18 protein-coding genes are annotated in these 25,372 nt (G+C 67.7%); 9 read left to right on the top strand and 9 right to left on the bottom strand.

The window, feature by feature from the left end; all coding sequences use genetic code 11:
* The first annotated feature begins 121 nt into the window (after positions 1–121).
* Positions 122–4,171, top strand: a complete 4,050-nt coding sequence (purL, locus tag IB268_RS23125) for a phosphoribosylformylglycinamidine synthase (RefSeq protein WP_192354874.1) — start codon at positions 122–124, stop codon at positions 4,169–4,171.
* A 96-nt stretch (positions 4,172–4,267) separates the two neighbouring features.
* Here purL and IB268_RS23120 read toward each other — a convergent pair whose 3' ends face one another.
* The 3 genes from IB268_RS23120 to IB268_RS23110 all read right to left on the bottom strand — a co-directional run bounded on the left by IB268_RS23120 (position 4,268) and on the right by IB268_RS23110 (position 8,232).
* Positions 4,268–6,664 carry a TonB-dependent siderophore receptor gene (locus IB268_RS23120; RefSeq protein WP_192354873.1) on the bottom strand — a complete coding sequence of 799 codons (2,397 nt, stop codon included), beginning with the start codon at positions 6,662–6,664 and terminating at the stop codon, positions 4,268–4,270.
* Between the two features lie 102 nt (positions 6,665–6,766).
* Positions 6,767–7,729, bottom strand: a complete 963-nt coding sequence (locus IB268_RS23115) for a FecR domain-containing protein (RefSeq protein WP_175181382.1) — start codon at positions 7,727–7,729, stop codon at positions 6,767–6,769.
* Positions 7,726–8,232, bottom strand: coding sequence for a sigma-70 family RNA polymerase sigma factor (locus IB268_RS23110; protein WP_054456247.1), 507 nt, complete (start codon positions 8,230–8,232; stop codon positions 7,726–7,728). Before IB268_RS23110 ends, IB268_RS23115 begins: the two co-directional genes overlap by 4 nt.
* Before the next feature lie 169 nt (positions 8,233–8,401).
* Here IB268_RS23110 and IB268_RS23105 point away from each other — a divergent pair, with 169 nt between their 5' ends.
* The 5 genes from IB268_RS23105 (at position 8,402) to IB268_RS23085 (ending at position 14,898) form a co-directional block, all read left to right on the top strand.
* A complete protein-coding gene (locus IB268_RS23105; RefSeq protein ID WP_054456248.1) occupies positions 8,402–10,027 on the top strand; it encodes a methyl-accepting chemotaxis protein in 1,626 nt (541 codons plus the stop codon).
* A 249-nt stretch (positions 10,028–10,276) separates the two neighbouring features.
* Positions 10,277–11,749: a M20 family metallopeptidase gene (locus IB268_RS23100; protein ID WP_054456249.1), complete on the top strand. Its 1,473-nt coding sequence runs from the start codon at positions 10,277–10,279 to the stop codon at positions 11,747–11,749.
* A 69-nt stretch (positions 11,750–11,818) separates the two neighbouring features.
* Entirely contained in the window at positions 11,819–12,376 is a 558-nt protein-coding gene (locus IB268_RS23095; protein WP_054456250.1) for a DUF1415 domain-containing protein, read from the top strand.
* A 227-nt stretch (positions 12,377–12,603) separates the two neighbouring features.
* The gene (locus IB268_RS23090; RefSeq protein WP_054456251.1) at positions 12,604–13,590 is read left to right on the top strand and encodes a tripartite tricarboxylate transporter substrate binding protein; all 987 of its coding nucleotides are present in this window, start codon (positions 12,604–12,606) and stop codon (positions 13,588–13,590) included.
* A 9-nt stretch (positions 13,591–13,599) separates the two neighbouring features.
* Positions 13,600–14,898 (top strand): acyl-CoA thioester hydrolase/BAAT C-terminal domain-containing protein, encoded by a 1,299-nt coding sequence (locus IB268_RS23085; RefSeq protein WP_175181381.1) that lies wholly within the window; start codon positions 13,600–13,602, stop codon positions 14,896–14,898.
* 25 nt (positions 14,899–14,923) lie between these two features.
* Here IB268_RS23085 and IB268_RS23080 read toward each other — a convergent pair whose 3' ends face one another.
* The 3 genes from IB268_RS23080 to IB268_RS23070 are packed head-to-tail and all read right to left on the bottom strand — an operon-like array spanning position 14,924 to position 18,044.
* Positions 14,924–15,895, bottom strand: coding sequence for a tripartite tricarboxylate transporter substrate binding protein (locus IB268_RS23080; RefSeq protein WP_054456253.1), 972 nt, complete (start codon positions 15,893–15,895; stop codon positions 14,924–14,926).
* A gap of 3 nt (positions 15,896–15,898) precedes the next feature.
* Complete coding sequence (locus IB268_RS23075) at positions 15,899–16,351, bottom strand: cupin domain-containing protein (RefSeq protein WP_054456254.1); 453 nt, start codon at positions 16,349–16,351, stop codon at positions 15,899–15,901.
* Between the two features lie 10 nt (positions 16,352–16,361).
* Positions 16,362–18,044 (bottom strand): alkaline phosphatase family protein, encoded by a 1,683-nt coding sequence (locus IB268_RS23070; RefSeq protein WP_054456255.1) that lies wholly within the window; start codon positions 18,042–18,044, stop codon positions 16,362–16,364.
* A gap of 113 nt (positions 18,045–18,157) precedes the next feature.
* On the opposite strand from IB268_RS23070, the gene IB268_RS23065 reads away from it, so the two are divergent.
* Both IB268_RS23065 and IB268_RS23060 read left to right on the top strand, forming a co-directional pair.
* Complete coding sequence (locus tag IB268_RS23065; protein ID WP_125470632.1) at positions 18,158–19,063, top strand: LysR substrate-binding domain-containing protein; 906 nt, start codon at positions 18,158–18,160, stop codon at positions 19,061–19,063.
* A gap of 159 nt (positions 19,064–19,222) precedes the next feature.
* Positions 19,223–20,818, top strand: a complete 1,596-nt coding sequence (locus IB268_RS23060) for an FAD-dependent monooxygenase (RefSeq protein WP_192354872.1) — start codon at positions 19,223–19,225, stop codon at positions 20,816–20,818.
* On the opposite strand, the gene IB268_RS23055 is transcribed toward IB268_RS23060, so the two are convergent.
* Both IB268_RS23055 and IB268_RS23050 read right to left on the bottom strand, forming a co-directional pair.
* Positions 20,767–21,816, bottom strand: a complete 1,050-nt coding sequence (locus IB268_RS23055; RefSeq protein ID WP_175181377.1) for a DUF4105 domain-containing protein — start codon at positions 21,814–21,816, stop codon at positions 20,767–20,769. The genes IB268_RS23060 and IB268_RS23055 overlap by 52 nt on opposite strands.
* A 27-nt stretch (positions 21,817–21,843) precedes the next feature.
* Positions 21,844–23,241 (bottom strand): HdeD family acid-resistance protein, encoded by a 1,398-nt coding sequence (locus tag IB268_RS23050; protein ID WP_054456259.1) that lies wholly within the window; start codon positions 23,239–23,241, stop codon positions 21,844–21,846.
* A 137-nt stretch (positions 23,242–23,378) separates the two neighbouring features.
* Between IB268_RS23050 and IB268_RS23045 the strand changes: the two genes are divergently transcribed.
* A complete protein-coding gene (locus IB268_RS23045; RefSeq protein ID WP_119451275.1) occupies positions 23,379–23,795 on the top strand; it encodes a DUF1801 domain-containing protein in 417 nt (138 codons plus the stop codon).
* Positions 23,796–23,821: 26 nt separating this feature from the next.
* Here the strand turns inward: IB268_RS23045 and IB268_RS23040 are convergent, their stop codons facing one another.
* Positions 23,822–25,213, bottom strand: coding sequence for an FAD-binding oxidoreductase (locus IB268_RS23040; RefSeq protein WP_192354871.1), 1,392 nt, complete (start codon positions 25,211–25,213; stop codon positions 23,822–23,824).
* Between the last annotated feature and the right edge of the window lie 159 nt (positions 25,214–25,372).

Raw genomic sequence — 25,372 nt, 5'->3', positions numbered from 1 at the left:
TTCTTTTGTAACAATGGCCGAAACAGGGGCGTTCGGGATCGATTGAACAACGGCTCCGGGAAAACCCCCTAAACAGGTAAAATCTCTTTTTGCTCTCCTCTCTTTATACGGCGCCCGCATCGTGTCCCTAGTTCAGCATCTGCCTGGTTCCTCCGTCCTGTCCTCCTTCCGTCGCGATCGCCTCCTGGCGCAATTGAAGGAAGCCGGCTTGCCGGTGGCCGACATATCCGCCCGCTACGAGCACTTCGTCAGCACCGACGCGGCCCTGACGGCCGAACAGCAGCAACATCTGACCCAATTGCTGGACTACGGCACTCCCGCCACCGGCGACGCGCCGGCCAAGAGCCTGTCCCTGCTGGTGATTCCGCGCCTGGGCACGATTTCGCCCTGGGCCAGCAAGGCCACCGACATCGCCCACAACTGTGGCCTGGCGTCGGTGCACCGCATCGAACGCGGCGTGCGCTACGTGATCACTCCCGAGCGCGGCCTGCTGGGTACCAAGTCCTTCGACGACGCCATGCTGGCGCGCGCGGCCGACTGCCTGCACGACCGCATGACGGAAACCGTGGTGGACGCCAGCTTCGACGGCCAGGCGCTGTTCCAGCCGCTGGCCGGCAAGCCCATGCGCACGGTCGACGTGCAGGCGCGCGGCGCCGAAGCCCTGGCCGAGGCGAACATCTCGCTGGGCCTGGCGCTGTCGGACGACGAAATCGAATACCTGGCCAAGTCCTTCACCGACCTGGGCCGCGATCCGACCGACGTGGAACTGATGATGTTCGCGCAGGCCAACAGCGAACACTGCCGCCACAAGATCTTCAACGCCCAGTGGGTGATCGACGGCCAGGAACAGCCCAACACGCTGTTCGGCATGATCCGCGCCACCCACAAGGCGCAGCCCGAAGGCACCGTGGTCGCCTATTCGGACAACGCCGCCATCATGGAAGGCGGCCCCGCCCAGCGCTTCCAGGCAGGCGTGCCGGGCGTGACCGGCGAGGGCGTCGAAGGCGCCAGGTACATCCGCCGCGACACCACCGTGCACACGCTGATGAAGGTGGAAACCCACAACCACCCGACCGCGATCGCGCCGTTCCCCGGCGCCTCGACGGGCGCGGGCGGCGAGATCCGCGACGAAGGCGCGACCGGCCGCGGCTCCAAGCCCAAGGCCGGCCTGACCGGCTTCACCGTGTCGCACCTGCGCTTTGACGACGCGTTGCAACCCTGGGAAGCCGACCATCATGGCCTGCCCGAGCGCATCGCCTCGCCGCTGTCCATCATGATCGACGGCCCTATCGGCGGCGCGGCGTTCAACAACGAATTCGGCCGTCCCAACCTGCTGGGCTATTTCCGTTCGTTCGAGCAGACCGCCGGCGGCACGCGCTGGGGCTACCACAAGCCCATCATGATCGCGGGCGGCCTGGGCAGCATCGACGCCGGCCTGACGCACAAGGACGTGATTCCTCCGGGCGCGCTGCTGATCCAGCTGGGCGGTCCGGGCTTCCGCATCGGCATGGGCGGCGGCGCCGCCTCCAGCATCAGCATGGGCAGCAACTCGGCCGAGCTGGACTTCGATTCCGTCCAGCGCGGCAACCCTGAACTCGAGCGCCGCGCCCAGGAGGTCATCGACCGCTGCTGGCAGCAGGCCGAGAACAACCCCATCATTGCGATCCACGACGTGGGCGCGGGCGGCCTGTCCAACGCCTTCCCGGAACTCGTCAACGACGCCGGCCGCGGCGCCATCTTCGACCTGAAGCGCGTGCCGCTGGAAGAATCGGGCCTGTCGCCCGCCGAAATCTGGAGCAACGAATCGCAGGAACGCTACGTCCTGTCGATCCTGCCCAAGGACCTGGAACGCTTTGACGCCATCGCCCGCCGCGAACGCTGCCCCTACGCGGTGGTGGGCGTGGCCACCGAGGAGCGCCAATTGCGCGTGGTGGACGGCGAGGGACTGCCTGGCCTGGACACGATCCGTCCGCAGGGCGAAGCCGAAGTGCGTCCGGTGGACGTGCCGATCGACGTCATCCTGGGCAAGCCGCCGCGCATGACCCGCGACGTCACGCGCCTGCCCGGCGTGTCCGCGCCGCTGGACCTGGCCGGCATCGACCTGACCGAAGCCGCCTACCGCGTGCTGCGCCACCCCACGGTGGCCAACAAATCCTTCCTCATCACCATCGGCGACCGCACCGTGGGCGGGCTGTCCAGCCGCGACCAGATGGTCGGTCCCTGGCAGGTGCCGGTGGCCGATTGCGCCGTGACGCTGGCGGACTATGAGGGCTTCCGCGGCGAAGCCATGTCCATGGGCGAACGCACCCCGATCGCCATGCTGGACGCGCCGGCCTCCGGCCGCATGGCCGTGGCCGAGGCCCTGACCAACCTGGCCGCCGCCGACGTGGCGCGCCTGGAAGACATCAAGCTGTCGGCCAACTGGATGGCCGCCTGCGGCGTTGCCGGCCAGGACGCCGCGCTGTACGACACCGTGTCGGCCGTCAGCGAACTTTGCCAGGCCACCGGCCTGTCGATCCCGGTGGGCAAGGATTCCCTGTCCATGAAGACGTCCTGGGAACAGGACGGCGAACAGCGCCAGGTGGTGGCGCCGGTGTCGCTGATCGTCACGGCATTCGCGCCCGTGGCCGACGTGCGCGCCAGCCTGACCCCGCAGCTGCGCACCGACGCTGGCGACAGCGTGCTGATCCTGATCGACCTGGGCCGCGGCCGCCATCGCATGGGCGGCTCGATCCTGGCGCAGGCCTATAACCAGGTCGGCGAAACCGTGCCGGACATCGACGCGCCGCAAGAACTGCGCGCCTTCTTCGTCACCATTCGCACCCTGGCCGAGGCCGGCACCATCCTGGCCTACCACGACCGTTCCGACGGCGGCCTGTTCGCGACCCTGACCGAAATGGCCTTCGCCGGCCGCACCGGCATCTCGGTCAACCTGGACATGCTGACCTTCGATCCGCAATCGGCGGATTGGGGCGACTACAAGATCCGCCCCGAGCAGGTGGCGGTGCAGCGCGAGGAACTGACGCTCAAGGCGCTGTTCTCCGAAGAAGCCGGCGCCGTCATCCAGGTGCCGGCCGCCCAGCGCGACGCCGTCATGCAGGTGCTGCGCGGCGCGGGCCTGTCGGCGCACTCGCATGTCATCGGCGGCCTGAACGGCGCCGACGAAGTCGAGTTCTACCGCGACGGCAAGAAGGTCTGGGGCCAGCCGCGCGCTGAACTCGGCCGCGCCTGGAGCGAAGTGTCCTACCGCATCATGTCGCGCCGCGACAACCCGGCCTGCGCCCAGGCCGAACTCGACGTCTGGAACGACGCCACGGACCCGGGCATGAGCCCCAACGTGGACTTCGATCCCCAGGAAGACGTGGCTGCGCCCTTCATCAACACCGGCAAGCGTCCGCGCGTGGCGATCCTGCGCGAGCAGGGCTGCAACAGCCAAGTGGAAATGGGCTGGGCCTTCGACACTGCCGGCTTTGAAGCCGTCGACGTGCACATGACCGACCTGTTGTCCGGCCGCGTGGATCTTGCTCAGGTGCAAGGGCTGGTGGCCGTGGGCGGCTTCAGCTACGGCGACGTGCTGGGCGCCGGCGAAGGCTGGGCGCGCACCATCCGCTTCAACAGCAAGCTGTCGGACCAGTTCGCCGCCTACTTCGCGCGTCCCGACACCTTCGCGCTGGGCGTTTGCAACGGCTGCCAGATGATGGCTGCGCTGGCGCCGATGATCCCGGGCGCAGAGTTCTGGCCGCGTTTCACGCGCAACCTGTCGGAGAAGTACGAAGCCCGCCTGGCGATGGTCGAAGTGGCCAAGTCGCCGTCGATCTTCTTCGCCGGCATGGAAGGCGCGCGCATTCCGGTGGCCGTGGCGCACGGCGAAGGCTATGCGGACTTCTCGCAGCAGGGCGACGCCAGCCGCCTGCTGGCCGCCGCACGCTACATCGACAACCGCGGCCAGGCCACCGAAGCCTACCCGTTCAACCCGAACGGCAGCCCGGGCGGCCTGACCTCGGTCACCACCGCCGACGGCCGCTTCACGGTCATGATGCCGCACCCGGAACGCGTGACGCGCAACGTCATGATGTCGTGGGCGCCCGAGAAATGGGGCAAGGCGGACAAGGGCGGCGCGTTCAGCCCCTGGATGCGCATCTTCCGCAACGCGCGCGTCTGGCTGAAGTAAGCCGTGCGCTGGCGCCGGGGCTCGTTACCCGGCGCTTGCGCGAAACGCCCCGCTACTTGGCGGGGCGTTTTCATTGCGGAGTTCAGAACTGGTACTTCAGAACTGGTACTTCACCCGGCCGATGACGCTGCGCCGGCTTCCCGGATAGCAATCGCTCAGGTCGGAGCAGGTCGCCAGGTATTCCTTGTCGAACAGGTTGGTGGCGTTGACCGACAGCGTCAGGTGCTTGTCCACCGCATAGGACACGCCCGCGTCCACCAGCGTGCGCCCGGCGATCTTCAGCGTGTTGGCGTTGTCGCCGTAGGTCGAGCCCACGTAGCGCAGGCCCGCGCTCAGGCTCAGCCCGGCCAGGGCGCTGTTGCGCACCGTGTAGTTGAGCCAGCCGGAGGCGCTGTGCTCGGGCACCAGGGCCGGACGGTTGCCTTCGGTGCCGTTGTTGGCGCGGGTGATCCGGGCACGCACATAGGTATAGGAACCGGTGAAGTCCCAGCCATCGCCCAGGCTGAATTTGCCTTCCAGTTCCACGCCGCGCGATTGCACTTCGCCCGAGGCGACCTGGAAACCGGGGTTCTGCAGGTCATTGGTCAGCACGTTGCTCTTCTTGATGTCGAAGACCGCCAGCGTGTAGAGCGCATTCGACCCGGGCGGCTGGAACTTGATGCCGCCTTCCCATTGGCGTCCGCGCGAGGGCGCGAACGGAGAACTGCCATTGGCCGGCGCCGAGGTCCCGGTATTGGGCAGGAAGGACTGGGCGAAGCTGACGTAGGGCGCGACGCCGTTGGGCATGACGTAGTTCAGGCCGGCGCGGCCGCTGAAGCGACTGCCGCTCTGGTCGGTGTCGTTGTTCAGGATGCGGTTTTCAGTCTTCTGGCTGTACCAGTCGTAGCGGCCGCCCAGGGTCAGCACCCAGCGTTCATCGAAGCGAACCTGGTCCTGCAGATACAGGCCAGTCTGGTGCGTGCGTTCCAGGTAGTTGGCCAGCGGTATGGTTGGCGTGGGCACGTCCACGCCATAGACCGGGTCGAACGGGTTCAGGCTGGGCGCCGGCCCCATGGTGCGCGACACGTCGGCGCTGCTGCGGTTGAAGTCCAGGCCCAGCAGCAGCGTATGGGCCAGCGGGCCGGTGCGCAGGTCGAACTGAGCCTGGTTGTCCAACGCCAGCGCGGTCATGCTTTCGTCGTAGCGCCGGGCTGTGCGGGCGATGCCGGTGGGCGTCAGGCCGGCCAGGAACATGTTGTCCAGGATCGAATCGACCCGCCCGTAGCGCAGGTTCTGCCGTACCTGCAGCGTGTCGTTGAAGCGGTGCTCGAACAGGTAGCCGATGCTCTTCTGGTCCTGGTCGTAGCGGTTGAAATTGGGATCGCCGTTGCGCAGATTGGTGGGCTTGCCGTTGACCGTGACCGTGCCGATGGTGCCGCCGGAGCGGTCGCGCAGGTACTCCGTCAGCAGCGTGAAGCGGGTCGCGGCGGAAGGAGCCCAGGTCAGCGAAGGCGCCAGGAACAGGCGGTCGTCGGAGATCCGGTCGCCGTTCGGATAGGTGAATTGCGTGTTGGCGTCGCGCGCCACGCCGATGACGCGGTACATCAGCGTGCCGTCTTCGGTCGCCGGGCCGGTCAGGTCGACCGCCGCCTGCTTGCGCTGGAAGCTGCCGTACTCCAGCTCGGCCTCGTAGTGCGGCGTGGCCGAGGGCAGTTTGCTCACGCGGTTGATGACCCCGCCCGCGTCGCCCTGGCCGTACAGCACGGAAGAGGGGCCGCGCAGCACCTCGATGCGATCCAGCGCATAGGGTTCGCTGCGGAACAGGGTGTAGCCGGAGGTCGCCTGGCGCAGGCCGTCCTTATAGTCGCTGGTGGCCTGGGCGTTGAAGCCGCGCAGCATGACCCAATCGAAACCCTTGGGGTCCACGCCGTAGGTTTCCACCGTCACGCCGGGCACGTAGCGCAGCACTTCGGTCACGCTTTGCGCGTTCTGCGCTTCCATCTGCGCGCGCGTTACCACCGAGATCGACTGCGGCACTTCCAGGATGGGCGTGTCGGTCTTGGTGCCGGCCCGGGTTTCCTCGGCCACGTAGCTGTCGGGCGCTACGCTCGAGGCCCGCACGGTGACCGGCTCCAGCGTGGAGACGCCGGCCGCGCCGGGCGGCAGCGGACGCAGCACGTAGCCGCCGCCTTCCAGGCGCGCCGCCAGGCCGCTGCCGGCCAGGATCGCGGCATAGCCCGCGTTCAGGCCATAGGCGCCGCGCAGGCCGGGACTGCGCCGGCCCGCGGTCAGGGCGCCGTCGATGGTGATGGTCACGCCCGCCTGCTGCGAATAGGCGTTAAGCCCCTGGTCCAACGGGCCGGCGGGAATGTCGTAGCTTCTGGCGGCCCGCTCCTGGGGCGAGGGGGCGCCCGGTTCCGCGGCCATGGCGGCGGGGGGCGCGGCCAGCGCCAAAGCGGTCAGGGCCAGCGCCAGCGTGCTGCGGGCGGGCTTGGGAGTGGAGCGGGCTTGCATGTAGTGGGTTCCTCGTTGCGGACGTGAATGCTGCGGATATGCAGGTATCCCGAACGAGAAATAAAAAGTGCTACGGTTTTCGCGAAATTTTTTTGTGGAGGGCTATCTGGGTTCCACCACCACCCAGTAGCTCGTGTAGCGCGACACGCGCAGCGGCAGGGCTCTTGCAAGCGAGGCCAGGATCCGGTCCGTGTCGTCCAGGGCGTACACGCCCGACACGATCAGGTCGGCCACGCGCGGGTCGCAGCGGATCACGCCGCGCCGGTAGCGTCCGACCTGCTCCAGGAAATCGGCCAGGCGCAGGCGTTCGGCCACCAGTTGGCCGCGCAGCCAGGCTGGCGCCTGCTGCAAGGCGTCCAGCATCGGCTCGGCCGCCAGCGGCGTGAACGCGGCGGATTGGCCCGCGTCCAGGCGCAGGGGGCGGCCCCGGAACGGCTGGATCTCCACCGCGCCTTCATAGACGCCGACCCGTATCCGGTCGCGCTGCTGCTCCACCGTGAACCGGGTGCCCAGCGCCTGCACGTCGCCAAAGGCGGTGGCGACGAAAAAGGGGCGGCCCGCGGCGGCCGGGCCGTGGCCGGTTTGCACGTAGATCTCGCCGCGGCGCAGGACCAGCCGGCGTGTGTCGGCGGTGTATTCCATGTCCACGGCGCTGTCGCCGTTGAGTACGAGCCGGGTGCCGTCGGCCAGCGTGATTTCGCGCCGTTCGCCTACGGCGCTGCGGTAGTCGGCGGCGTAGGCCTGCCAAGGCAGGCGTTGGGCCGCCAGGCCCGCGGCGCCGGCGCCCAGCACCGCCCAGCCCATCAAGCGCAGGGCCTTGCGGCGTCCCGCCTGCCGGCCCGAGCGGGCCAGAGCCTGGGCCGATGCCTCGGGCGACACGTCCATCAGTCGCGTATCGATCCGCTGCACTTGCTGCCAGGCGCGCTCATGGTCCGGATGGGCGGCGCGCCAGCGCTGCCAGGCCGCGCGTTCGTCGGCGCTGGCTTCGCCGGACCACAGGATGACCAGCCATTCCAGCCCTTGAGCCAGTATCGGTTCCGGGATGTCCCCGTGCCGGGCGCTCACAGCGCGGCCAGGCAGGCTTGGGCGGCGCGCAGCATGTGCTTGCGCACCAGCGCCACCGACACGCCCAGGCTTTGCGCGATGTCGGAATAGGTCCGGCCCTCGAACCGGGACAGGATGAAGACCTGGCGGGCGCGGGCGGGCAGGGCGTCCAGCGCGGCGTCCACCGCCATCAGCGTTTCCAGCGCCAGCGCGCGCGCCTCGGCCGATGGCATGTGCGCTTCGGGCAAGCTGGCCAGGGCGTCCAGGTAGGCGCTTTCCAGGGCGCGGCGGCGGTACAGGTCCACCACCAGGCCCCGGGCGATCTGGGTGAGAAAGGCGCGCGCCTGGCCGGCTTCGGGCAGCCGGCCCGAGTTCAGCAGCCGTTCGTAGGTGTCGTGCGACAGGTCCGCGGCATCGTGGGCGCAACCCAGCCGCCGCCGCAGCCAGCCCGCCAGCCATCCGTGATGGTCGCGGTAGAGCAGGTTCAAGGCATGGTGCGCCGTGGGCTGGGTGGCCGCCGTCACGATGGGTTCCCGTCAGGTCCAAAACTGCAAATGATAATCGTTGTTAATTGTGTTGGACAAGCGCGGCGCGGAACGAAATGCCTCATGCAATCAAATGAGATGTTTAACTTTTCATTGCAACCTGTCGTAAAGCATAGGTAGCCGCTACACGCAACCCGGAGTGACCCCAATGTTCAAGAATCTCAGTATTCGCGCGGTCTTGACGACCGCTTTAGCCGTTTTCTTCGCGCTTTTCCTGCTAACCGGCATCGCCGTCCACCAGCAGTTGACCTCCAACCGCAATTCCATCGAAGTGCTGCTGGACACCAACCTGGTCCGCGCCAATGCGGTGAACGGCGCTGGCGCCGAACTGTTGCGCGCCCGCCTGGTGCTGCTGGCCGCGCAGACCGCGCTGATGGAAGGCAAAAGCCTGGACAACCTGGCCAGCATGCAGCGCCTGGACGGCTACACCAAGAAGGCCGGCGAGCTGATCGACCTAGCGCGCAAGACACCCGAAACCTCGCCCCAGGGCAAGCCCCTGCTGGACGCGGCGCTGGCGGCCTACGACGTCTATCACCGCGACGCCATTGTGCCCATGATCGCGGCCATCCGTGCCGGTAACGCACAGGATTCCAACCGCCTCAACCTGGAAAAAGTCACGCCGCTGGGCCTGACCTTTACCGCCGCCATCCAGAAGTACGTGGATTACGCCGACGAAGTCGGCCAGCGCGTGGCGCGCGACGCCTCCACCCGCATCAACGGCGCGATCGCCGTCCTGATCGGCCTGCTGGTCGTGGTGGCCGCGCTGGTGGTGGGCCTGTACGCGGTGTTCGGCCGCGCGGTGTTCCGTCCGCTGCATGAAGCCGGACGTCTGTTCGACCGCATCGCCGGCGGTGACCTGACCAACCGCATCGAGCAACGCGGCAACAACGAAATCGGCGTGCTCTACGCCGCCGTCAAGCGCATGCAGGATAGCCTGGCGCGTACCGTGTCGGCCGTGCGGCTGGGCGTGGAAGAGATCCACACCGGCGCGCGCGAGATCGCCGCGGGCAACATCGACCTGTCTTCGCGCACCGAGCAGCAGGCCGCCTCGCTGGAAGAAACCGCCGCCAGCATGGATGAACTGTCTTCCACCGTGCGCAACAACGCGGAAAGCTCGCGCAGCGCCTCGGAGCTGGCCGTGGCGGCGTCCGAAGTGGCCACGCGCGGCGGCCAGGCCGTGGGCGACGTGGTCGGCACCATGCGCGGCATTGCCGACAGCTCCAACCGCATCGCCGACATCGTCGGCGTGATCGACGGCATCGCCTTCCAGACCAACATCCTGGCGCTGAACGCCGCAGTGGAAGCGGCGCGCGCCGGCGAGCAGGGCAAGGGCTTCGCCGTCGTTGCCAGCGAAGTGCGCGCCCTGGCGCAGCGCAGCGCCGCCGCCGCCAAGGAAATCAAGGGCCTGATCGACGACTCCGTGCAGAAGGTATCGGTCGGTTCGGACCAGGTGGAAGCCGCCGGCGCCACCATGCAGGAAATCGTGGTCTCGGTGCGTCGCGTGACGGACATCATCAACGAAATTTCCAGCGCATCTGAAGAACAGTCGCAGGGCATCCAGCAGGTCAACCAGGCCGTGTCGCAGATGGACAGCGTGACGCAGCAGAACGCCGCGCTGGTCGAAGAGGCCGCGGCGTCCGCAGCCTCGCTGGAAACCCAGGCGCAGCGCCTGCGCGAAGCCGTGGCCGTGTTCAAGCTGCAGACCGGCCGCGTGATCGACGCCGACGCGCCGGCCGTGGGCCGCAACGGCGAACCGGCTTTGCTCGGCGCCTGATTGCGTCGCTGACCTTGGCCCATAAGGCGGCCGGCCCGGAGGGCTGGCCGTGAACTGAACCAAAGCCCCCTGCGTGTTTGCGCCTTGGGGGCTTTGTTCATGGGCCAGATCTGCGGCCCACAGGGCGGCACCACATGGCGGCACCATTTCACGGCGCCGACAACAACCAGGGACAAAAGGTGCCAGCCGCGCCACACAGGCATAAAATAGCGGATTGCCTACCCCCTCCCGCACACAGGATCCCGCGCCATGAACGCACGCATCCCCGAAGACGCTCTTCCTCCCACCCTGGACCCGAAGGCCCTGCAGGCTTTCGTCGACGAGAAATGGGACAACGAGATCATCCCGGCGCTGACCGACTACATCGCCATCCCGGCCAAGAGCCCGGCGTTCGACGCGGACTGGGAAAAGAACGCTTTCATCGAGCGCGTGGTGCGCGACGCCGCGCAGTGGGTCGAGGCGCAAAAAGTCTCCGGCCTGAAGCTGGAAGTGGTGCGCCTGCCGGGCCGCACGCCCGTCATCTTCTTTGACGCGCCCGCCACCCGCAGCGACAACGGCGACACCGTGCTGCTGTACGGTCACCTGGACAAGCAGCCCGAATTCTCCGGCTGGCGCGCAGGCCTCGGCCCCTGGACCCCCAAGCTCGAAGACGGCAAGCTCTACGGCCGCGGGGGCGCCGATGACGGCTATGCCGTGTACGCCTCGCTGACCGCCATCATGGCGCTGGACAAGCAGGGCATTCCGCGTCCGCGCTGCGTGGGCATCGTCGAAACCTGTGAAGAATCCGGCAGCTACGACCTGCTGCCCTATGTGGACGCGCTGCGCGACCGTCTGGGCAACGTGGCCCTGGTGGTGTGCCTGGACTCCGGCGCCGGCAACTACGACCAGCTCTGGATGACGACCTCGCTGCGCGGCATGGTGTCGGGCACGCTGGAAGTCCAGGTGCTGGACGAAGGCGTGCACTCGGGCGACTCCAGCGGCGTGGTGCCGTCCTCGTTCCGCATCCTGCGCCATCTGCTGGACCGCCTGGAAGACAGCAGCACCGGCCGCCTGCTGCCGCAGAGCCTGCATTGCGAGATCCCCGCCGAACGCGTGGAACAAGTGCACGCCACCGCGCGCATCCTGGGCGACGAAGTCTGGCGCCGTTTCCCCTGGAGCTGCGGTGCCGACGGCGGCTTCGTGCTGCCCATGACGACCGAACCCGAGCAGGCGCTGCTGAACCGCACCTGGCGTCCGACGCTGTCGGTGACCGGCGCCGAAGGCCTGCCGCCGCTGTCCAGCGCCGGCAACGTGCTGCGCCCGCGCACTGCATTCAAGCTGTCGCTGCGCCTGCCGCCGCTGATCGACGCCGTGGCCGCCTCGCAAGAGATCAAGGCCCTGCTGGAAGCCGACGCGCCCTATAACGCCAAGGTGATCTTCAAGGCCAACGAAGGCGCCGCCACCGGCTGGAACGCCCCGGCCTCGGCGCCCTGGCTGACCCAGGCGCTGGATGCGGCTTCGCAGCAATACTACGGCGCGTCCTGCGGCTACATTGGCCAGGGCGGCACCATTCCGCTGATGAGCATCCTGCAGAAGGGCTTTCCCAAGGCCCAGTTCATGGTCTGCGGCGTGTTGGGCCCCAAGTCCAACGCCCACGGCCCCAATGAATTCCTGCACGTGCCCTACGGCAAGAAACTGACCGCAGCCGTGGCCCAGACCATGGCCGCCATGCCCACCGCGTAAGCGGCGGCGACGCTCTTCAAAGCGCGGGCCGCAACGCCCGCGCTTTTCTTTTTTCCAGGACGGACACCCATGATTTCCACTTCCGACGCCTACGCCAACGTGGTCGCTGAGACCAAGCACTGGCTGAACCAGGCCGTGATCGGCCTGAACCTCTGTCCCTTCGCCAAGGCGGTGCAGGTCAAGGACCAGATCCGCTTTGCCGTCAGCGATGCCACCGACGCCGAAGGCGTTCTGACCGACCTGCAGGACGAACTGGCGCTGCTGGCCGAAGCCGATCCGGAAAAGATCGACACCACGCTGCTGATCATTCCCGACGCGCTGGACGATTTCATTGATTTCAATGACTTCGAAGACCTGTCCGACCGTCTGCTCAAGCGCATGCGTCTGGTGGGCGAGCTGCAGGTGGCCACCTTCCATCCGCAGTTCCAGTTTGCCGACACGCAGCCGGACGACATCGAGAACTACACCAACCGGTCGCCGTACCCGATCCTGCACCTGTTGCGCGAAGACAGCATCGACCGCGCGGTGGAGTCCTTCCCGGACGCCGCCGAAATCTACGAGAAGAACATCGATACGATGAAGCGGCTGGGGCTGGAAGGTTGGAAGAAGCTGATGACCAAGGCCTAGCGCCCTCAGATCGCATACCAAATACCGCTGTTCGGAATAAAGCGCTCGCTTGCTCCACGGAGAGCCTCGGGATATCCCTAGATAGCCCGTCCGCGGTATTGCATACAACATACTGACGCCGTGACAGCTCGCCGTAAGGTGAGCGGCCCGCGCGTCCTTTCCCTTCGATTGCTTTGCCCCGCGGCCTCTCCCGGGCGCGGGGGCGTTGTCCTTGCCTGGAGAGTTGTATGCGATTTACCCGCCGCCATGCCCTGGGCGCGCTCGCCGCGTTGCCCCTTATCTCGCGCCCCGCCTGGGCCCAGAATACCTTTCCGACCCGTCCCGTGCGCCTGCTGGTGGGCTTTGCCCCTGGCGGGCTGACCGATATCGCGGCGCGCGCCCTGGCCGAGCGCATGGGCAAGACCTTGAAGCAGAGCGTAGTGGTGGAAAACCGTCCCGGCGGCCAGGCCATCATCGCCACGGTGGCGGTGGCGCGCGCCGAGCCCGATGGCTACACGCTGGGTTTCGCCGGCACCAACGGCATGATCCTGAATCCCTTGCTCTACAACAACCTGCCTTACCAGCAGTCGGATTTCAAGCAGCTGGGCTCCATGGGCAAGTCGCCGATGCTGCTGATCGTGCATCCCGACCTGGGCGTGAAGAACGTGCAGGAATTCATTGCGCTGGCCAAGAAGAAGCCCGGCGACATCACTTGCGCGCATGCGGGCCGGGGCGTGATCAACCACCTGGCGCTGCTGCATTTCCAGTCCAAGACCGGCACGCAGTTCCAGGACGTGCCCTACAAGGGCAGCGGCCCCGCGCTGCTGGACCTGATGGCAGGCACGGTGCAGAGCACCTTCGACTTCCCGACCTCGGCGCTGCCCAACATCAAGTCTGGCAAGCTCCAGGTGCTGGCGGTCACCTCCGACAAGCGCCTGTCCAGCTTGCCCGACGTTCCCACCATGAAGGAAGCGGGCGTGGACGGCTTCGAGCTCTATACCCGCATGATGATCTCGGGTCCGGCCGCCATGCCGGCGCCCGTGGTCGCGGCGCTGGAGAACGCCGTGCGCGAAGGCACGCGCGATCCCAGCCTGGTGCAGCAGTTCGCGGACCAGGGCGTGACCGTGGAGTTCACCTCGTCGGCCGACCTGGACAAGGTCATCGCCGATGAATCCGCCATGTGGGCCCAGGTCATCAAGGCCAACGGCGTGCCCAAGACCGACCTGAAGAGCTAAGGAGCCACCGTGGCAGAACAACCCAGCATCACCGTCACCCCGGAACGCGCCCTGATCGACGTGACGCGCGAGATCCGCGTGAGCGGCTTTCCGGCCTACGCCTTCATCACGGTCACGGCCAGCATGACGATGTGCGGCGCGCCATGGCGCTCGCAAGCGGTATTCGTGGCGGGCCATGACGGCAGCCTGGACCTGTCCCGCGATTGCCCCGTGTCCGGCAGCTACGCCGAACCCGCGGCCATGGGCATCGTCTGGTCCATGGCCTGCGAGGACGTGGCCAGCGTGGTGTTCCCGCCGGACCGGACCGAGCCGCTCGTCATCCGCATCGAAGCCAGCGACGGACGCCAGTCCGCCGCGGCGACCCTGGTGCAGGAATTCCAGGCCGAAGGCGTCACGCACCGCAGCGTGCGCGAGCAAGTCGGCGGCATGACGCTGTCGGGCGAGCTTTACACCCCCGCCGGACCGGGCCCGCATCCGCTGGTGATCTACATGAACGGCTCGTCCGGCGGCGTCAACGCGCCGCGCGCGGCGCTGTTCGCGTCCCGCGGCTACCAGTGCCTGGCGCTGGCCATCTTCAACTACGAGGGCCGCCCCAAGTATCTGAACGACATGCCGCTGGAGTATTTCGAGCATGCGCTGCGCTGGGCACGCGCGGAGCTCAAGCCGCGCGACGGCTTCGTGGCCCTGTCCGGCATCAGCCGCGGCGGCGAGACCTCGCTGCTGGTGGCCTCGCATTACCCGGACCTGGTAAGCGCAGTGGTCGCCTATGTGCCTTCGCCCGTGATGCACGGCGTGGTCAGCGCTGGCGCGCCCGGCACCGGCCGAGACGCGCAGGTCTGGACCAAGGGCGGCGAGCCGCTGCCGCACCTGTGGCAGGACAACGCCAGCGCCAACTGGGACGCCGCCTACGCGTCCCAGCCGCCGTACCGCCAGACGCACGCCTTTCTCAGCGCCACGCGCGACAGCGCGGCGTTCGAGCGCGCCCGCATTCCGGTCGAGAACTATCCTGGTCCGGTGCTGCTGGTCAGCGCGTCGGACGACGGCTTCTGGCCCAGCACCGCGTACTCTGAAATCGTCATGCGGCGGCGCCAGGAACATGGCTTGCCCACCTTCCACCATGTCTGCATGGGCGCCGGCCATCACGTGCACTATCCCTGCCTGCCCGCGACCCTGATCAGCAAGCCGCACGCGATGTCCGGCCTGCTGCTGGACGCGGGCGGCACGCCCAGCGCCAACGCGGCGGGCAACGAAGGCTCCTATCTGGCGGTGCTGGAGTTCCTGGGCAGGGTGGGGGGCGTGGCGAAGTAGGCGGCCGGGCTTGGCCGCCCGCCCGTCATCCGTTGCGCAGCTTCTGTTCCGACACGAACGCCGACCAGCGTTGCAGCTCGCCGCGTATCAGCCCGGCGAACTCGGCCGGCGTGTTGGCCTGGGCGGCTTCCATGCCCAGGCCGGCGAGTTTGTCGCGTACCTCGGCGTCGGCCAGGATGGTCTGCATGGCGCCGTTCCATTTGGCGATCAGGTCTGGCGGCGTGCCTGCGGGCGCGACGATTCCCTCCCATTCTTTCAGGTTGAACGCAGGCACGCCGGCCTCGGCCAGCGTGGGCACGCCGGGCAAGGCGGCCATGCCGCCATCGCGCGTGACGGCGAGCGCGCGCAGCTTGCCGGACTGCGCCAGCGGCACGGCGACGGAAGCGGTGGCGAACATGGTCTGCACGTAGCCGCCCATCAGCGCCTGCGCCGCTTCCGCAGGACCCTTGAACGGCACGTGCAGCATGTCTATGCCGGCCGCCTGGCAGAAGGCCGCGCCCAGCAGATGGGCGGGCGAGCCGTTGCCGCCGGAACCGTAGCTGAGCTTGCCGGGCTGGCGTTTCGCCTGTTCGACCAGGCCGCGGACGTCGGCGTACTCGCTGCCTGGCGCCACCAGCAGGGCGTTATACAGCCAGACCAGGTTCGCGATCGGCGCGAAGTCGCCATCCGTGCGGTACGACACCTTGCCGAACAGCGCCGGCAGCACGGTATGCGTCAGGAACATGATGCCCACGGTGTAGCCGTCGGGGGCGCTGCGGGCGACGGCGTCCAGCCCTATCATGCCGGTCGCGCCGGGCCGGTTCTCCACCACCACCGGCTGCCCCCACAGGCGCTGCAGCCTTTCGCCGATCACGCGCGCCAGCACGTCGGGCGGGCTGGCCGCCGGCAGCGGCACGATGATGCGTACGGGCTTGTCCGGGTACGCGGCGCGGGCGGCCCAGGGCAGGGTACAGGCCAGGGCGCCGGACAGGCCCTTCAGTAGCGTGCGGCGGCGCATGGTTCAGGCCGCTGACGAGACAGGCGGCATGAAGATCACGTCGTACTCCGGCGCCACCGCAACGACCTCCGCCGGACTCGACATGTTGTGGATGCGCCGGTAAAGCTCCAGCAGCTTGCCCGCGGGCGCGGCCCAGAACAGCGCGGTGGCGGCGACGCCGGAATTGTTGAAGAAGGCATGCGGCACGCCACGAGGCATGCGCACGAGGTCGCCGGGGCCGGCCGAGGTCTTCTTGCCGTCCAGCAGCAGGTCGATGCGGCCGTCCAGCACGAAGATGTACTCGTCCTGGTTGGGGTGCACGTGTGGCGGCACGAAGCTCTCTTCCGGAAACGTGGCGTGCCAGGAAATGCTGTCCAGGCTGACCTGCTTGGGCACGTACACCTGGCCCAGGATGTTCCAGGAGACGCCGTCCAGGCCGGCCTGGGCGCGGGTGATGTCGGGGGTTTCGAGAATCATGCTGCACTCCTCAGGATTGCGACAGCCGATCCAGCGTCGGCTTCACGAGCGGGTTGGATGATGCGAAACGGGGCTTGAACGTCTGCCTGGCGCGGGCCAGGTCGGCTTCGTCCCAATAGCCGATCAGGATGCCGCCCTCGGAAATGCGCGGCTGGACTTCGATCGATTCGATGGTGCCGTCGGCCACCGTGGCGCGTTGGCGCGGCTGGCGCGCCCAGCGGAACAGCAATTCCTCCATGCGCTTGCGCACCGCCTCATGCGCGGGCGAGGCGCCCAGGTCGACGAATTCGTTCGGGTCTTCCTGCAGGTCGTACAGCATCGGCCGGTAGCCTTCGGCCAGCACGTACTTCCAGCGTTCATCGCGCACCATGCGCAGCCAGGCCTGGCGCGCGGGCGTACCCAGCGCGATGCGCGAATCCTGGAAGGCGTAGTCGTACTCGCAGATGACGTGGTCGCGCCAATCCGGCGGCGTCTGGCCGAACAGCAGGGGCCGCAGCGAACGCCCGTCCATGATGTGCGGCACCGGCACGCCGCCACAGGCCTCCAGGAAGGTCGGCGCCAGGTCTATTGCTTCGACCATGGCCGCGCAGCGCGTGCCGCGGGCGGCGTCGGCGCGCGGATCCGGGTCGTAGACGATCAGCGGCGCGCGGATGACGGGTTCATGGAACAGGTCCTTTTCCCCCATCCAGTGGTCGCCCAGATAGTCGCCGTGATCGGACGTGAACACGATCATGGTGTTGTCGAACAGTCCGCGCGCCTCCATGAAGCGGAACAGCGCGCCGAGCTGGTCGTCGATCTGCTTGATCAATCCCATGTAGCCCGGCATGACGGCTTCGCGCACGCCGGGCTCGGAAAAGGTCGCCGACACGCGATGCTGCATCATCGCGGCGTACACCGGATGCGGGTCGGCGCGTTCGGCCTCCGATCGCACCACAGGCAGCGCGTCCTGCGCGTTGTACATGCCGGCGTAGGGCGCAGGCGCCAGATAGGGCCAGTGCGGCTTGATGTAGGACAGGTGCAGGCACCAGGGCTGCTCGCCCGCCTCGCTGATGAAGTCCATCGCGCGGCGCGTGATGTACGGCGTCTCCGAATGCTCGTCGGGCACGCGCGCGGGCAGGTTGGAGTACTTCAGGAACCAGCCCGAGCGCACCGTGCCGTCCGCGTCCACGGCGGAATTGGCCCAGCTTTCCCAGGGATTGTCGCCGCCGTAGCCCTGCGCGCGCAGATAGTCGTTGTAGCGCGGGTCCGGGTCGTGGCCAGAATACGGATGGATGCCATCGTCGCGCTCGTAGGCGTCGAAGCCGCATTCGGCAATGCGGCGGCCGATGACGGAGGCCGGGTCTATGCCCAGCCGTGACATGCCGGCCATGTCGGCGCGCATGTGGGTCTTGCCCACCAGCACGGAACGCACGCCCAGCGGCCGCAGATGGTCGCCGATGGTCATCTCGCCGGCCTTCAGCGGCACGAAGTTCCAGCTGGCCCCGTGCGCATGCACGTAGCGTCCGGTGTAGTAGCTCATGCGCGACGGGCCGCAAACGGGCGACTGCACGAAGGCGCGGTCAAAGATCACGCCGCGCGCGGCCAGCGCGTCCAGATTCGGGGTCTTCAGCCTGGGGTGGCCGAAACAGGAAAGATGGTCGTAGCGCAGCTGGTCGCACATGATGAAGAGAATGTTCTTCACGCCTCGGGTCATGCTAGGCTCCTGTCTCCGATTGGGGCATGCAGGAATTCTATCGACGGCCTGCGCGCGCATCCCTTGAATTGTTTTGATGTCGATTACCCCAGGTAATCGGCCGGAGAGGCGGCTTGCGACTCCAGCATCTGAACCTGTTGCTCACCCTGGCCCGGACTGGCAGCATGCGCGCCGCCGCGCAGGTCCTGAACGTGTCGCAGCCGGCGCTGACCAAGTCGCTGCGCCAGCTGGAAGAAGAGGTCGGCGCCGAACTCGTGGTGCGCACGCCCAAGGGCGTGCGGCTGGCGCAGGCCGGCGAGATCCTCGCGGCGCGCGCCGCGGTCGTCATGCGAGAAATCGAGAAGGCTCATGAAGACCTGGCTTGGCACCTGCGCGGCGCCGAAGCCCAGGTGACCCTGGGCGTATCGCCCGCCGCCGCCATCCTGCTGGCGCCGGGCGCGGTGGCGCGCTACGGCGCGCGCTGGCCGCAGGTGCGGCTGCGGGTGCGCGACACGCTGTATCCGCAGGCGCTGGAGCGCATCCGTTCGGGCGAACTTGACATGGCGCTGGGGCCGCTGCCCGAAGCGGGCGGGGGAGGCGACCTGGCCGTGCAGCCGCTGTTCGAAAGCCAGTCGGTCATCGTTGCGCGGGCGTCGCATCCGCTGGCCGGCGCCCGGCGCCTGAGCGAACTGGCCGAAGCCGCCTGGGTGCTGACCGGGCCGGCGCAGGGGCCCGGCGATCCCAGGGCGCTGTACAGCGACGAAACGCAGGCACGCGCGCTGCACCTGCAGCTGGAATGCGAGTCCTTTTCCACGTTGCTGGCGCTGATGCCGCAGCTGGACCTGATCGGCATCATGCCGCAAGGGTTCCTGGACCGTTACGGGCCGGCGTTGGGGCTGGTGCGGCTGGACATCATCGATCCCTTGCCCAAGACCGTCATCTACGTGACGCACCGCGCCGATGCGCCGCTGACGGTGCCGGCGCGCCGCCTGCTGGACGCGCTGCTGGGCGAGGCCGCGCAGCTGGCCGGCCACCCCTGAGTCGCCAGGGATCGGTCCAAAAGGTTGAGATCCGTCCGCGGCGTCATGCCAGCGGCGTAAGCCTCAATATCTTTGACGGCCAGCGATGCGCGGCCTTACTTTTTTTGGTTCGTGCCGAGGCGCAATCCAGGTCGCCTCGAAATTTCTCGAGGCGACATCATGGTGATTGCAACGACAGTCCTGGTGGTGGGCGCCGGTCCGGCGGGCCTGCTCACCGCCGCCGAGCTGCAACGGCGCGGCGTGCAGTGCCTGTTGATCGATGCGCACGAGCGGCCGCTGGAATGGGACCGCGCAACGGTGGTCCACCCCCGCTCGCTGGAGATCTTCGATTCGCTGGGCATCGTCGAGCCGCTGCTGGCCGCGGGCGTGAAGCAGCGCGGCGCGCGCATCCATGCCGACGGCAAGGTGCTGGGCGAGATCGATCTGGACCTTTGCGGCAGCCGCTACCCCTACAACATCGGGATTTCGGAAGAGGTCACGGAGTCCATCCTCGCCGACTATCTGGCCAGCCACGGCGGCGCCGTCCAGCGGGCCAGCAAGCTGGTGGATCTGCAGGAACGGCCGGACGGCATGCTGGCCAGGATCGAGCAGCCGGGCGGCGCAATCGAAGTGCTGGCCGAGTGGGTGATAGGCTGCGACGGCCACCACAGCACGGTGCGCGAGCTGACAGGCATCGAGCAGGACGGCCACGACATCAGCCAGCCTTGGGCGGTGTTCGACGCCGCGATCAGCGGCTGGCCCGAGATCTTCGAGGCCAATTACGCCTACCTGGACAGGATCCCGGTGATCCTGACGGCGCTGCCGGGCCAGCGCTGGCGCGTGTATCTGCGGCCTACTGCCGAAGACTCCGATCTGGTGGCCGATGCCTTGTCCACGCTGCGGCGCTATCTGCCCGAGGCGAACTTCGAGGACGTGGCCCATCCGGCGCGCTTCCGTTGCTACACCAAAGTCGCGCGGCAATTCCGGGCCGGTCGCATCCTGCTGGCCGGAGACGCCGCGCACACCTGCAGTCCGGCCCAAGGCCATGGCATGAATAGCGGCCTGCACGACGCCGTCAACCTGGCCTGGAAGCTTGCGCTGGTCTGCGGCGGCCAGTGCTCGGACAGTCTGCTGGACAGCTACCAGGCGGAGCGCCGGCCGGCCGCGCAGCGCGTGCTGGCGTCGGGCGACGAGGCCGAGAGCGCCCAGCTGGCCACTGACCCGGACGTGCTGCGCGAGCGCAATGCCGCCATACGCAAAGCCTTCGAGGATGGCGCCTCGCAGCACCACGAGGCCGTTGCCGAGGCGGAGCTGGACATCGATTACCGCGATTCGCCCATCGTCATGGGAGACCGGCACGACCCGGTTTCGCCGGGCCAGCGGCTGCCCGACCAGATCCCGATACGCCTTGCGGCGGGCGGCGCGGGGATGTTGCATGAGCGCGCCCACCGCAAGGGCCATACAGTCTTCATCCTGGGCGGCCCGCGGACGTCTGCGGACGCGCTTGCCCAGGTTCGCGCCGCGATCGAGCCGCTATCGGACGGCGCCATCATCGAGGCCGTGGTCGCGCTGACGGCGAATGCGGATGTCGATGGCGTGGACGGCTATGTTGATCCCTCGGTGGCCGGAAGGCTCGGCGTGCGGCATATCCTCGTGCTGGCCGTCAGGGCGGACGGCCATGTCGGGCTGCGCTCGGAAGAAAGCCACCTGGAGACACTGGGCGCCTACTTGGCGCGGCTGCGCGCGCCGGCGCCGGGCACGGCCGCGCCATCCTGAGCGGGGGCGGGCGCCTGTGGCACGCCTGGCACGCCGCGCCGGATGTTGCGCGAGAATTCGGCCGCGTCCGCGGTGGCGCGGGCACGCTGCGTGTAATGGCCGGCCTGCCGATACGCCAGCGGACTATCCGCTCCTTCCAGAGCATCCAGGCGGTACAGGTACTCGGGCAGATAACCCGAGAACAGCACGCGGTAATCCAGCGGCAACCCCGGCACGATCTGGTCGGCCAGCCGGTACACGATGGTGGTGCAGTTGCCCGTCAGCGTGTTGTAGAAGCGCGGCTTGTCCGCCAGCCGGGTAGCGGTCTCCACATAGGCCAGGAACAGCTTGCGAGCCGCGCCGTCCGGCATGTGCACGCGGTACAGATAGCCTTCTTCGCCGCGCACATTGGTGCGCACGCGCAGGCTGTCTTCCTCGGTCGAGGCCAGCACCGACAACTCGTACTGGCGGAAGAAACCGCCAATTTCCGAGAACACGTCGTGCAGCTTGCGGCGTATCTCCACCGAGAACACCACGTACTGGCCATCCGCAAAACCGAACGACACCAAGGCGTGCGCGATGGCGGGCCGGCCCCAGTAGGACAACGCCAGGTCTACCGATTCCAGGCGTGACAGGTCGTAGCTGTGGGTCTCCCAGCGCATGTCGTAATCGGTGCGCGACCGCCAGTCGAAGTTGCGCACGTTGCGCAGGGTGACGATGTCGCCCTCGACCGTTCCTTGCGTCTGGCGCGCCACCTCGGGCATCCACTGGCGCTCGTTGGACGGCCGCACACCCAGCCACCACCAGGCCAAGAGCGCCAGCAGCAGGGCGCCGAACAGCCAGGCAATCAAGGGCTGTCCGATAGACAGGCCGATCAGTGCGCCGGCCGCGAGCGCGAGCCAGGCCGCCGGCAGGACGGCGCGCGCGCGGCCGGGGAACGGCGATTGGAACCAGAGCGCCGCCGCGCCCCAGGCCGCGCCGGCCACGATGGCCACGCCGCTCACGATCTGCGCAATCATGGCGTCTTCACGCGCGTTGCGGGGCCGTCATTGCGCCCCTTGCGAGGACTCGGCCTGCTCCGCATTGCGGGCCTGAGCCTTGCGGTCCTGCTTGCGCCAGCCGGCGCGCATGCGCGCGATCTGGCGCAGCGCGTCCTGCGACATCTTCCACCAGCCGAACGGGCGCGGGTCGGCCAGCATGCTGAGCGCACGGGCATAGTCCAGCGTCAGGCCCGGGGTCCAGGCCATGGTCAGCGCGCGCTTGCGGATCTGCGCCGCCACCCACAGTTCCGGCGTCAGCAAAAGGCGCAGCAGCACGCGCCAACCGGCATCCGGGCCGTGCAGGCGTCCCACCACGCCGTCCAGCGCCGCTTCCAGCGCGCTGGACACGGAGCTGGAGCAGTTGCGGTGGGTCAGGTTGTAGATCTCGGTCTTGCGGTATTCGTCCCAGAAGGCCTGCAGCTTGGCTGCGTCGTAGTTGCGGATGCGCACCCGCATCGTGGACGGGGTCCAGGCCTTGGATTCGGTCGCGTAGTCGGGCTGGTACACGCCGGGCACGTTGTTTTCGGCCGTGGCGCGCAGCAGGGTGCCGAACTGTTCCGGAGAGTGGTCGATCTCCTGGGCCGGATACAGGCTGATGTACACGCCTTCCGGTGATTCCAGCGCGGCGTGGCCGGTCGACACCACGCCGTTGATGTCGACGGCGGCGATGTAGCGGTTCACCACGGGATAGTTGCGCGTCTCGGTCTTGGCCGAACCCGACGGCGTCCAGACGTGCACGGTCAGCGCGCGCTCCGATTCCAGCGGCGGGCCGTCGAACACCTTTTGCGCATGGGCGTCGGCGCGCGTGGGCATGAAGTCCGGATGCGGATTGACGTCCAGCGCCGGGTTGGAGTCCAGGTGGCGGACGCGGCGCGCCAGCGACAGCAGCCGCAGCCCTGTAAACGCCAGGAACAGGCCCAGGCAGTACGGCACCGTGCCGACGTAATGGGTCGGGTAGGGCTGGAAAAAGAAGATGGCCAACAGTATTTCGGCCACGCCCGAGGCAAAGACATAGCGCCAGCGGTCATAGCGCACCACGTAGGCGGCGGTGCACTGGATCAGGCCGTCCACCAGGAACATGAGGCCGAACAGCATGGACAGCGCGAAATGCCCGTGATGGTGGCCGATCAGGACCAGGATGCCCGCCGTCAGCACGATGGCGCCCTTGGCATAGCGCAGCACCCGCTGTCCCCCCACGCCGGACTTGGCGATCACCAGCGTGGCCAGGCCTTCGAGGACCAGCAACGCCGCGAAGAAATTCAGCGGGAAATAGACGGCATTATCGAGCGCGTCGATGAACAGCGTGACGCCTGTAATGAAAAGCAGGCCGCCGATGACATACAGTCCGCGGGCGCGCTTGCGCAGATAGTCCACGCCCAGCAGCAGCAAAACCAGATTGGCCATTGCGCTTGATTCTCCTCTTCCGTGACCCCGTTACGGTGCTAGCTATTTTGGTTTGCTAACCAAGTTAACAAATTTTCCGGGATCGATGCAGGTATTCTTCCTGACGCATCCGTCTGCGATCTTTCCCGGGACATGGCATGAACACCAAGACGAGCAACGCAACCAAAGAGGCAACGCAAGAGACGGCCTCCGCCTTGATAGACGCCAGGATACGAGAATTGGACGACTGGCGCGGCCAGACGCTCGCGCGGGTCAGGGCCATCATCAGGCAGGCCGATCCCGGCGTAGTCGAGGAATGGAAATGGCGGGTGCCGGTGTGGTCGCACGACGGCATCATCTGTACCGGCGAAGCCTACAAAAGCGCCGTGAAACTGACCTTCGCCAAGGGGGCGGCGCTGGAGGATCCCTCCGGGCTCTTCAACGCCAGCCTGGACGGCAACACGCGGCGCGCCATCGATATCCGCGAGGGGGAAACGCTGGACGAAACGGCCCTGGCGGCGCTGATCCGAGCGGCCGCGGCCCTGAACGCGGCGGGGAAGTCCGGCGCCCGCTAGTCGGATCCCCGCCGCGTCCGCAGGGTTCAAGGCGACGCCGGCTTGATGTTCTGGTTATGCCGGAACAGGTTCTGCGGGTCGTAGCGGGTCTTGGCCTGGACCAGCCGGTCGAAGTTCGGGCCGTAGGCCGCGCCCAGCCGCTCCGGTTCGTCCTGCGTCAGGAAGTTCACGTACACCCCTCCTTGCGCATAGGGCTCCGTGGTCCGGAACAGCGTCCGGGCCCAGGCGATGCAGCGCTCGTCTTCTTCCGGAAAGTCCCAGCGGCCGTGCACGTTCATGGCGAATTGCGCCGAGCGGTGCGGATAGGCCATGGCGGACACCGGCACCTGCGCCGCTACGCCGCCGATGTAGCCCAGGAAGATCTCGCATTGCGGCGAAGGCAGGTTTTCCACCGCCGCCACTATGGCGTCGATCAGCCCGTCTTCCAGCCCGCCCAGATTGTGCGACTTCCAGTAATTGCGGGCGCCGGGTGTAAGCAGCGGGTCGAAGGCCTTTTGCCAGGCGGCGTAGGGCATGGGGCCCAGGTGCTCGCCATAAGGCGTGCCGAAGCCGCGCACCACTTCCACCGCGGCTGGGCCATTGGCCGGATCGCCCGAATAACACATGGCGAAGGCAACCATGGGCTTGCCGTGCACCGCTTGCGGCAGGAACGGCAGCGGCGGAGCCAGGCGCAGCACGGCCCAGACCGTCAGTTCCTGGGGCAGGGTCGCCAGCGCATCGCGGTACTTCGACAGCGCTTCTTTACCCTGTTCCAGCGGCAGCACGACCAGGCCGCCATAAACCTCGGGTCCGACCGGATGCAGCTGGAATTCGAACATGGTGACCACGCCGAAATTGCCGCCGCCGCCCCGGATTGCCCAGAACAGATCCGGGTTGTCCTGTTCGCTGGCGTGCAGCAGCTTGCCATCCGCGGTGACGACATCGGCTGAGAGCAGGTTGTCGATGGTCATGCCGAACCTGCGGGTCAGCCAGCCGAAACCGCCGCCCAGCGTCAACCCGGCCACGCCGGTGGTGGAATTCACGCCCAGCGGCGTCGCCAGGCCGTAAGCCTGGGCCTCGTGGTCGAAATCGGCCAGCGTCGCGCCGGGCTCCACATAGGCTCGGGCGCGCACGGGATCGACGCGCACCGACTTCATCGGCGACAGGTCGATCATCATGCCGCCTTCGCAGACCGCGGTGCCTGCGATGTTGTGGCCTGCGCCGCGCACGGACAGGACCAGGCCGTTGTCGCGCGCGAAATCCACGGCGCGGCGCACGTCGGCGGCGCCGGCGCATCGGAAGATCACCGCCGGCCGGCGGTCTATCATCGCATTCCAGATCTTGCGGGCGTCGTCGTAGCCGGGGTCGCCCGGGCAGAGGACCTGGCCTCGGGCTGAGGCTCTCAGATCATCCAGGGCGCTATCGGAAAGTTGGCTCATCACACACCTCCTTGAAGGTGCTGCTTCGTGAACAACCTTTGAAACTGGGGCCTGCGAAGCAGGCCCTGGCCGCCTATGGGTTCGGACGCGGCATGGAGTACGCCTCCTGCGTGAGAGGCCATGACCTAAGGAGGGCGGCGCGCCGCGCCGGGAGCCGGT

Source organism: Achromobacter sp. ACM01, assembly GCF_014851745.1.
Taxonomy (GTDB): Bacteria; Pseudomonadota; Gammaproteobacteria; order Burkholderiales; family Burkholderiaceae_B; genus Achromobacter; species Achromobacter aegrifaciens.
The sequence above is the reverse complement of the archived record's forward strand: the minus strand, read 5'-3'. Positions and strand labels throughout refer to the sequence as shown.

Coding starts and splice junctions, on each gene's coding strand:
- IB268_RS23095 (WP_054456250.1), top strand. CDS start 11,819: ATGATTTCCACTTCCGACGCCTACGCCAACGTGGTCGCTGAGACCAAG.
- IB268_RS23045 (WP_119451275.1), top strand. CDS start 23,379: ATGAACACCAAGACGAGCAACGCAACCAAAGAGGCAACGCAAGAGACG.
- IB268_RS23090 (WP_054456251.1), top strand. CDS start 12,604: ATGCGATTTACCCGCCGCCATGCCCTGGGCGCGCTCGCCGCGTTGCCC.
- IB268_RS23075 (WP_054456254.1), bottom strand. CDS start 16,351: ATGATTCTCGAAACCCCCGACATCACCCGCGCCCAGGCCGGCCTGGAC.
- IB268_RS23105 (WP_054456248.1), top strand. CDS start 8,402: ATGTTCAAGAATCTCAGTATTCGCGCGGTCTTGACGACCGCTTTAGCC.
- IB268_RS23080 (WP_054456253.1), bottom strand. CDS start 15,895: ATGCGCCGCCGCACGCTACTGAAGGGCCTGTCCGGCGCCCTGGCCTGT.
- IB268_RS23070 (WP_054456255.1), bottom strand. CDS start 18,044: ATGACCCGAGGCGTGAAGAACATTCTCTTCATCATGTGCGACCAGCTG.
- IB268_RS23055 (WP_175181377.1), bottom strand. CDS start 21,816: ATGATTGCGCAGATCGTGAGCGGCGTGGCCATCGTGGCCGGCGCGGCC.
- IB268_RS23050 (WP_054456259.1), bottom strand. CDS start 23,241: ATGGCCAATCTGGTTTTGCTGCTGCTGGGCGTGGACTATCTGCGCAAG.
- IB268_RS23120 (WP_192354873.1), bottom strand. CDS start 6,664: ATGCAAGCCCGCTCCACTCCCAAGCCCGCCCGCAGCACGCTGGCGCTG.
- IB268_RS23060 (WP_192354872.1), top strand. CDS start 19,223: ATGGTGATTGCAACGACAGTCCTGGTGGTGGGCGCCGGTCCGGCGGGC.
- IB268_RS23100 (WP_054456249.1), top strand. CDS start 10,277: ATGAACGCACGCATCCCCGAAGACGCTCTTCCTCCCACCCTGGACCCG.
- IB268_RS23040 (WP_192354871.1), bottom strand. CDS start 25,213: ATGAGCCAACTTTCCGATAGCGCCCTGGATGATCTGAGAGCCTCAGCC.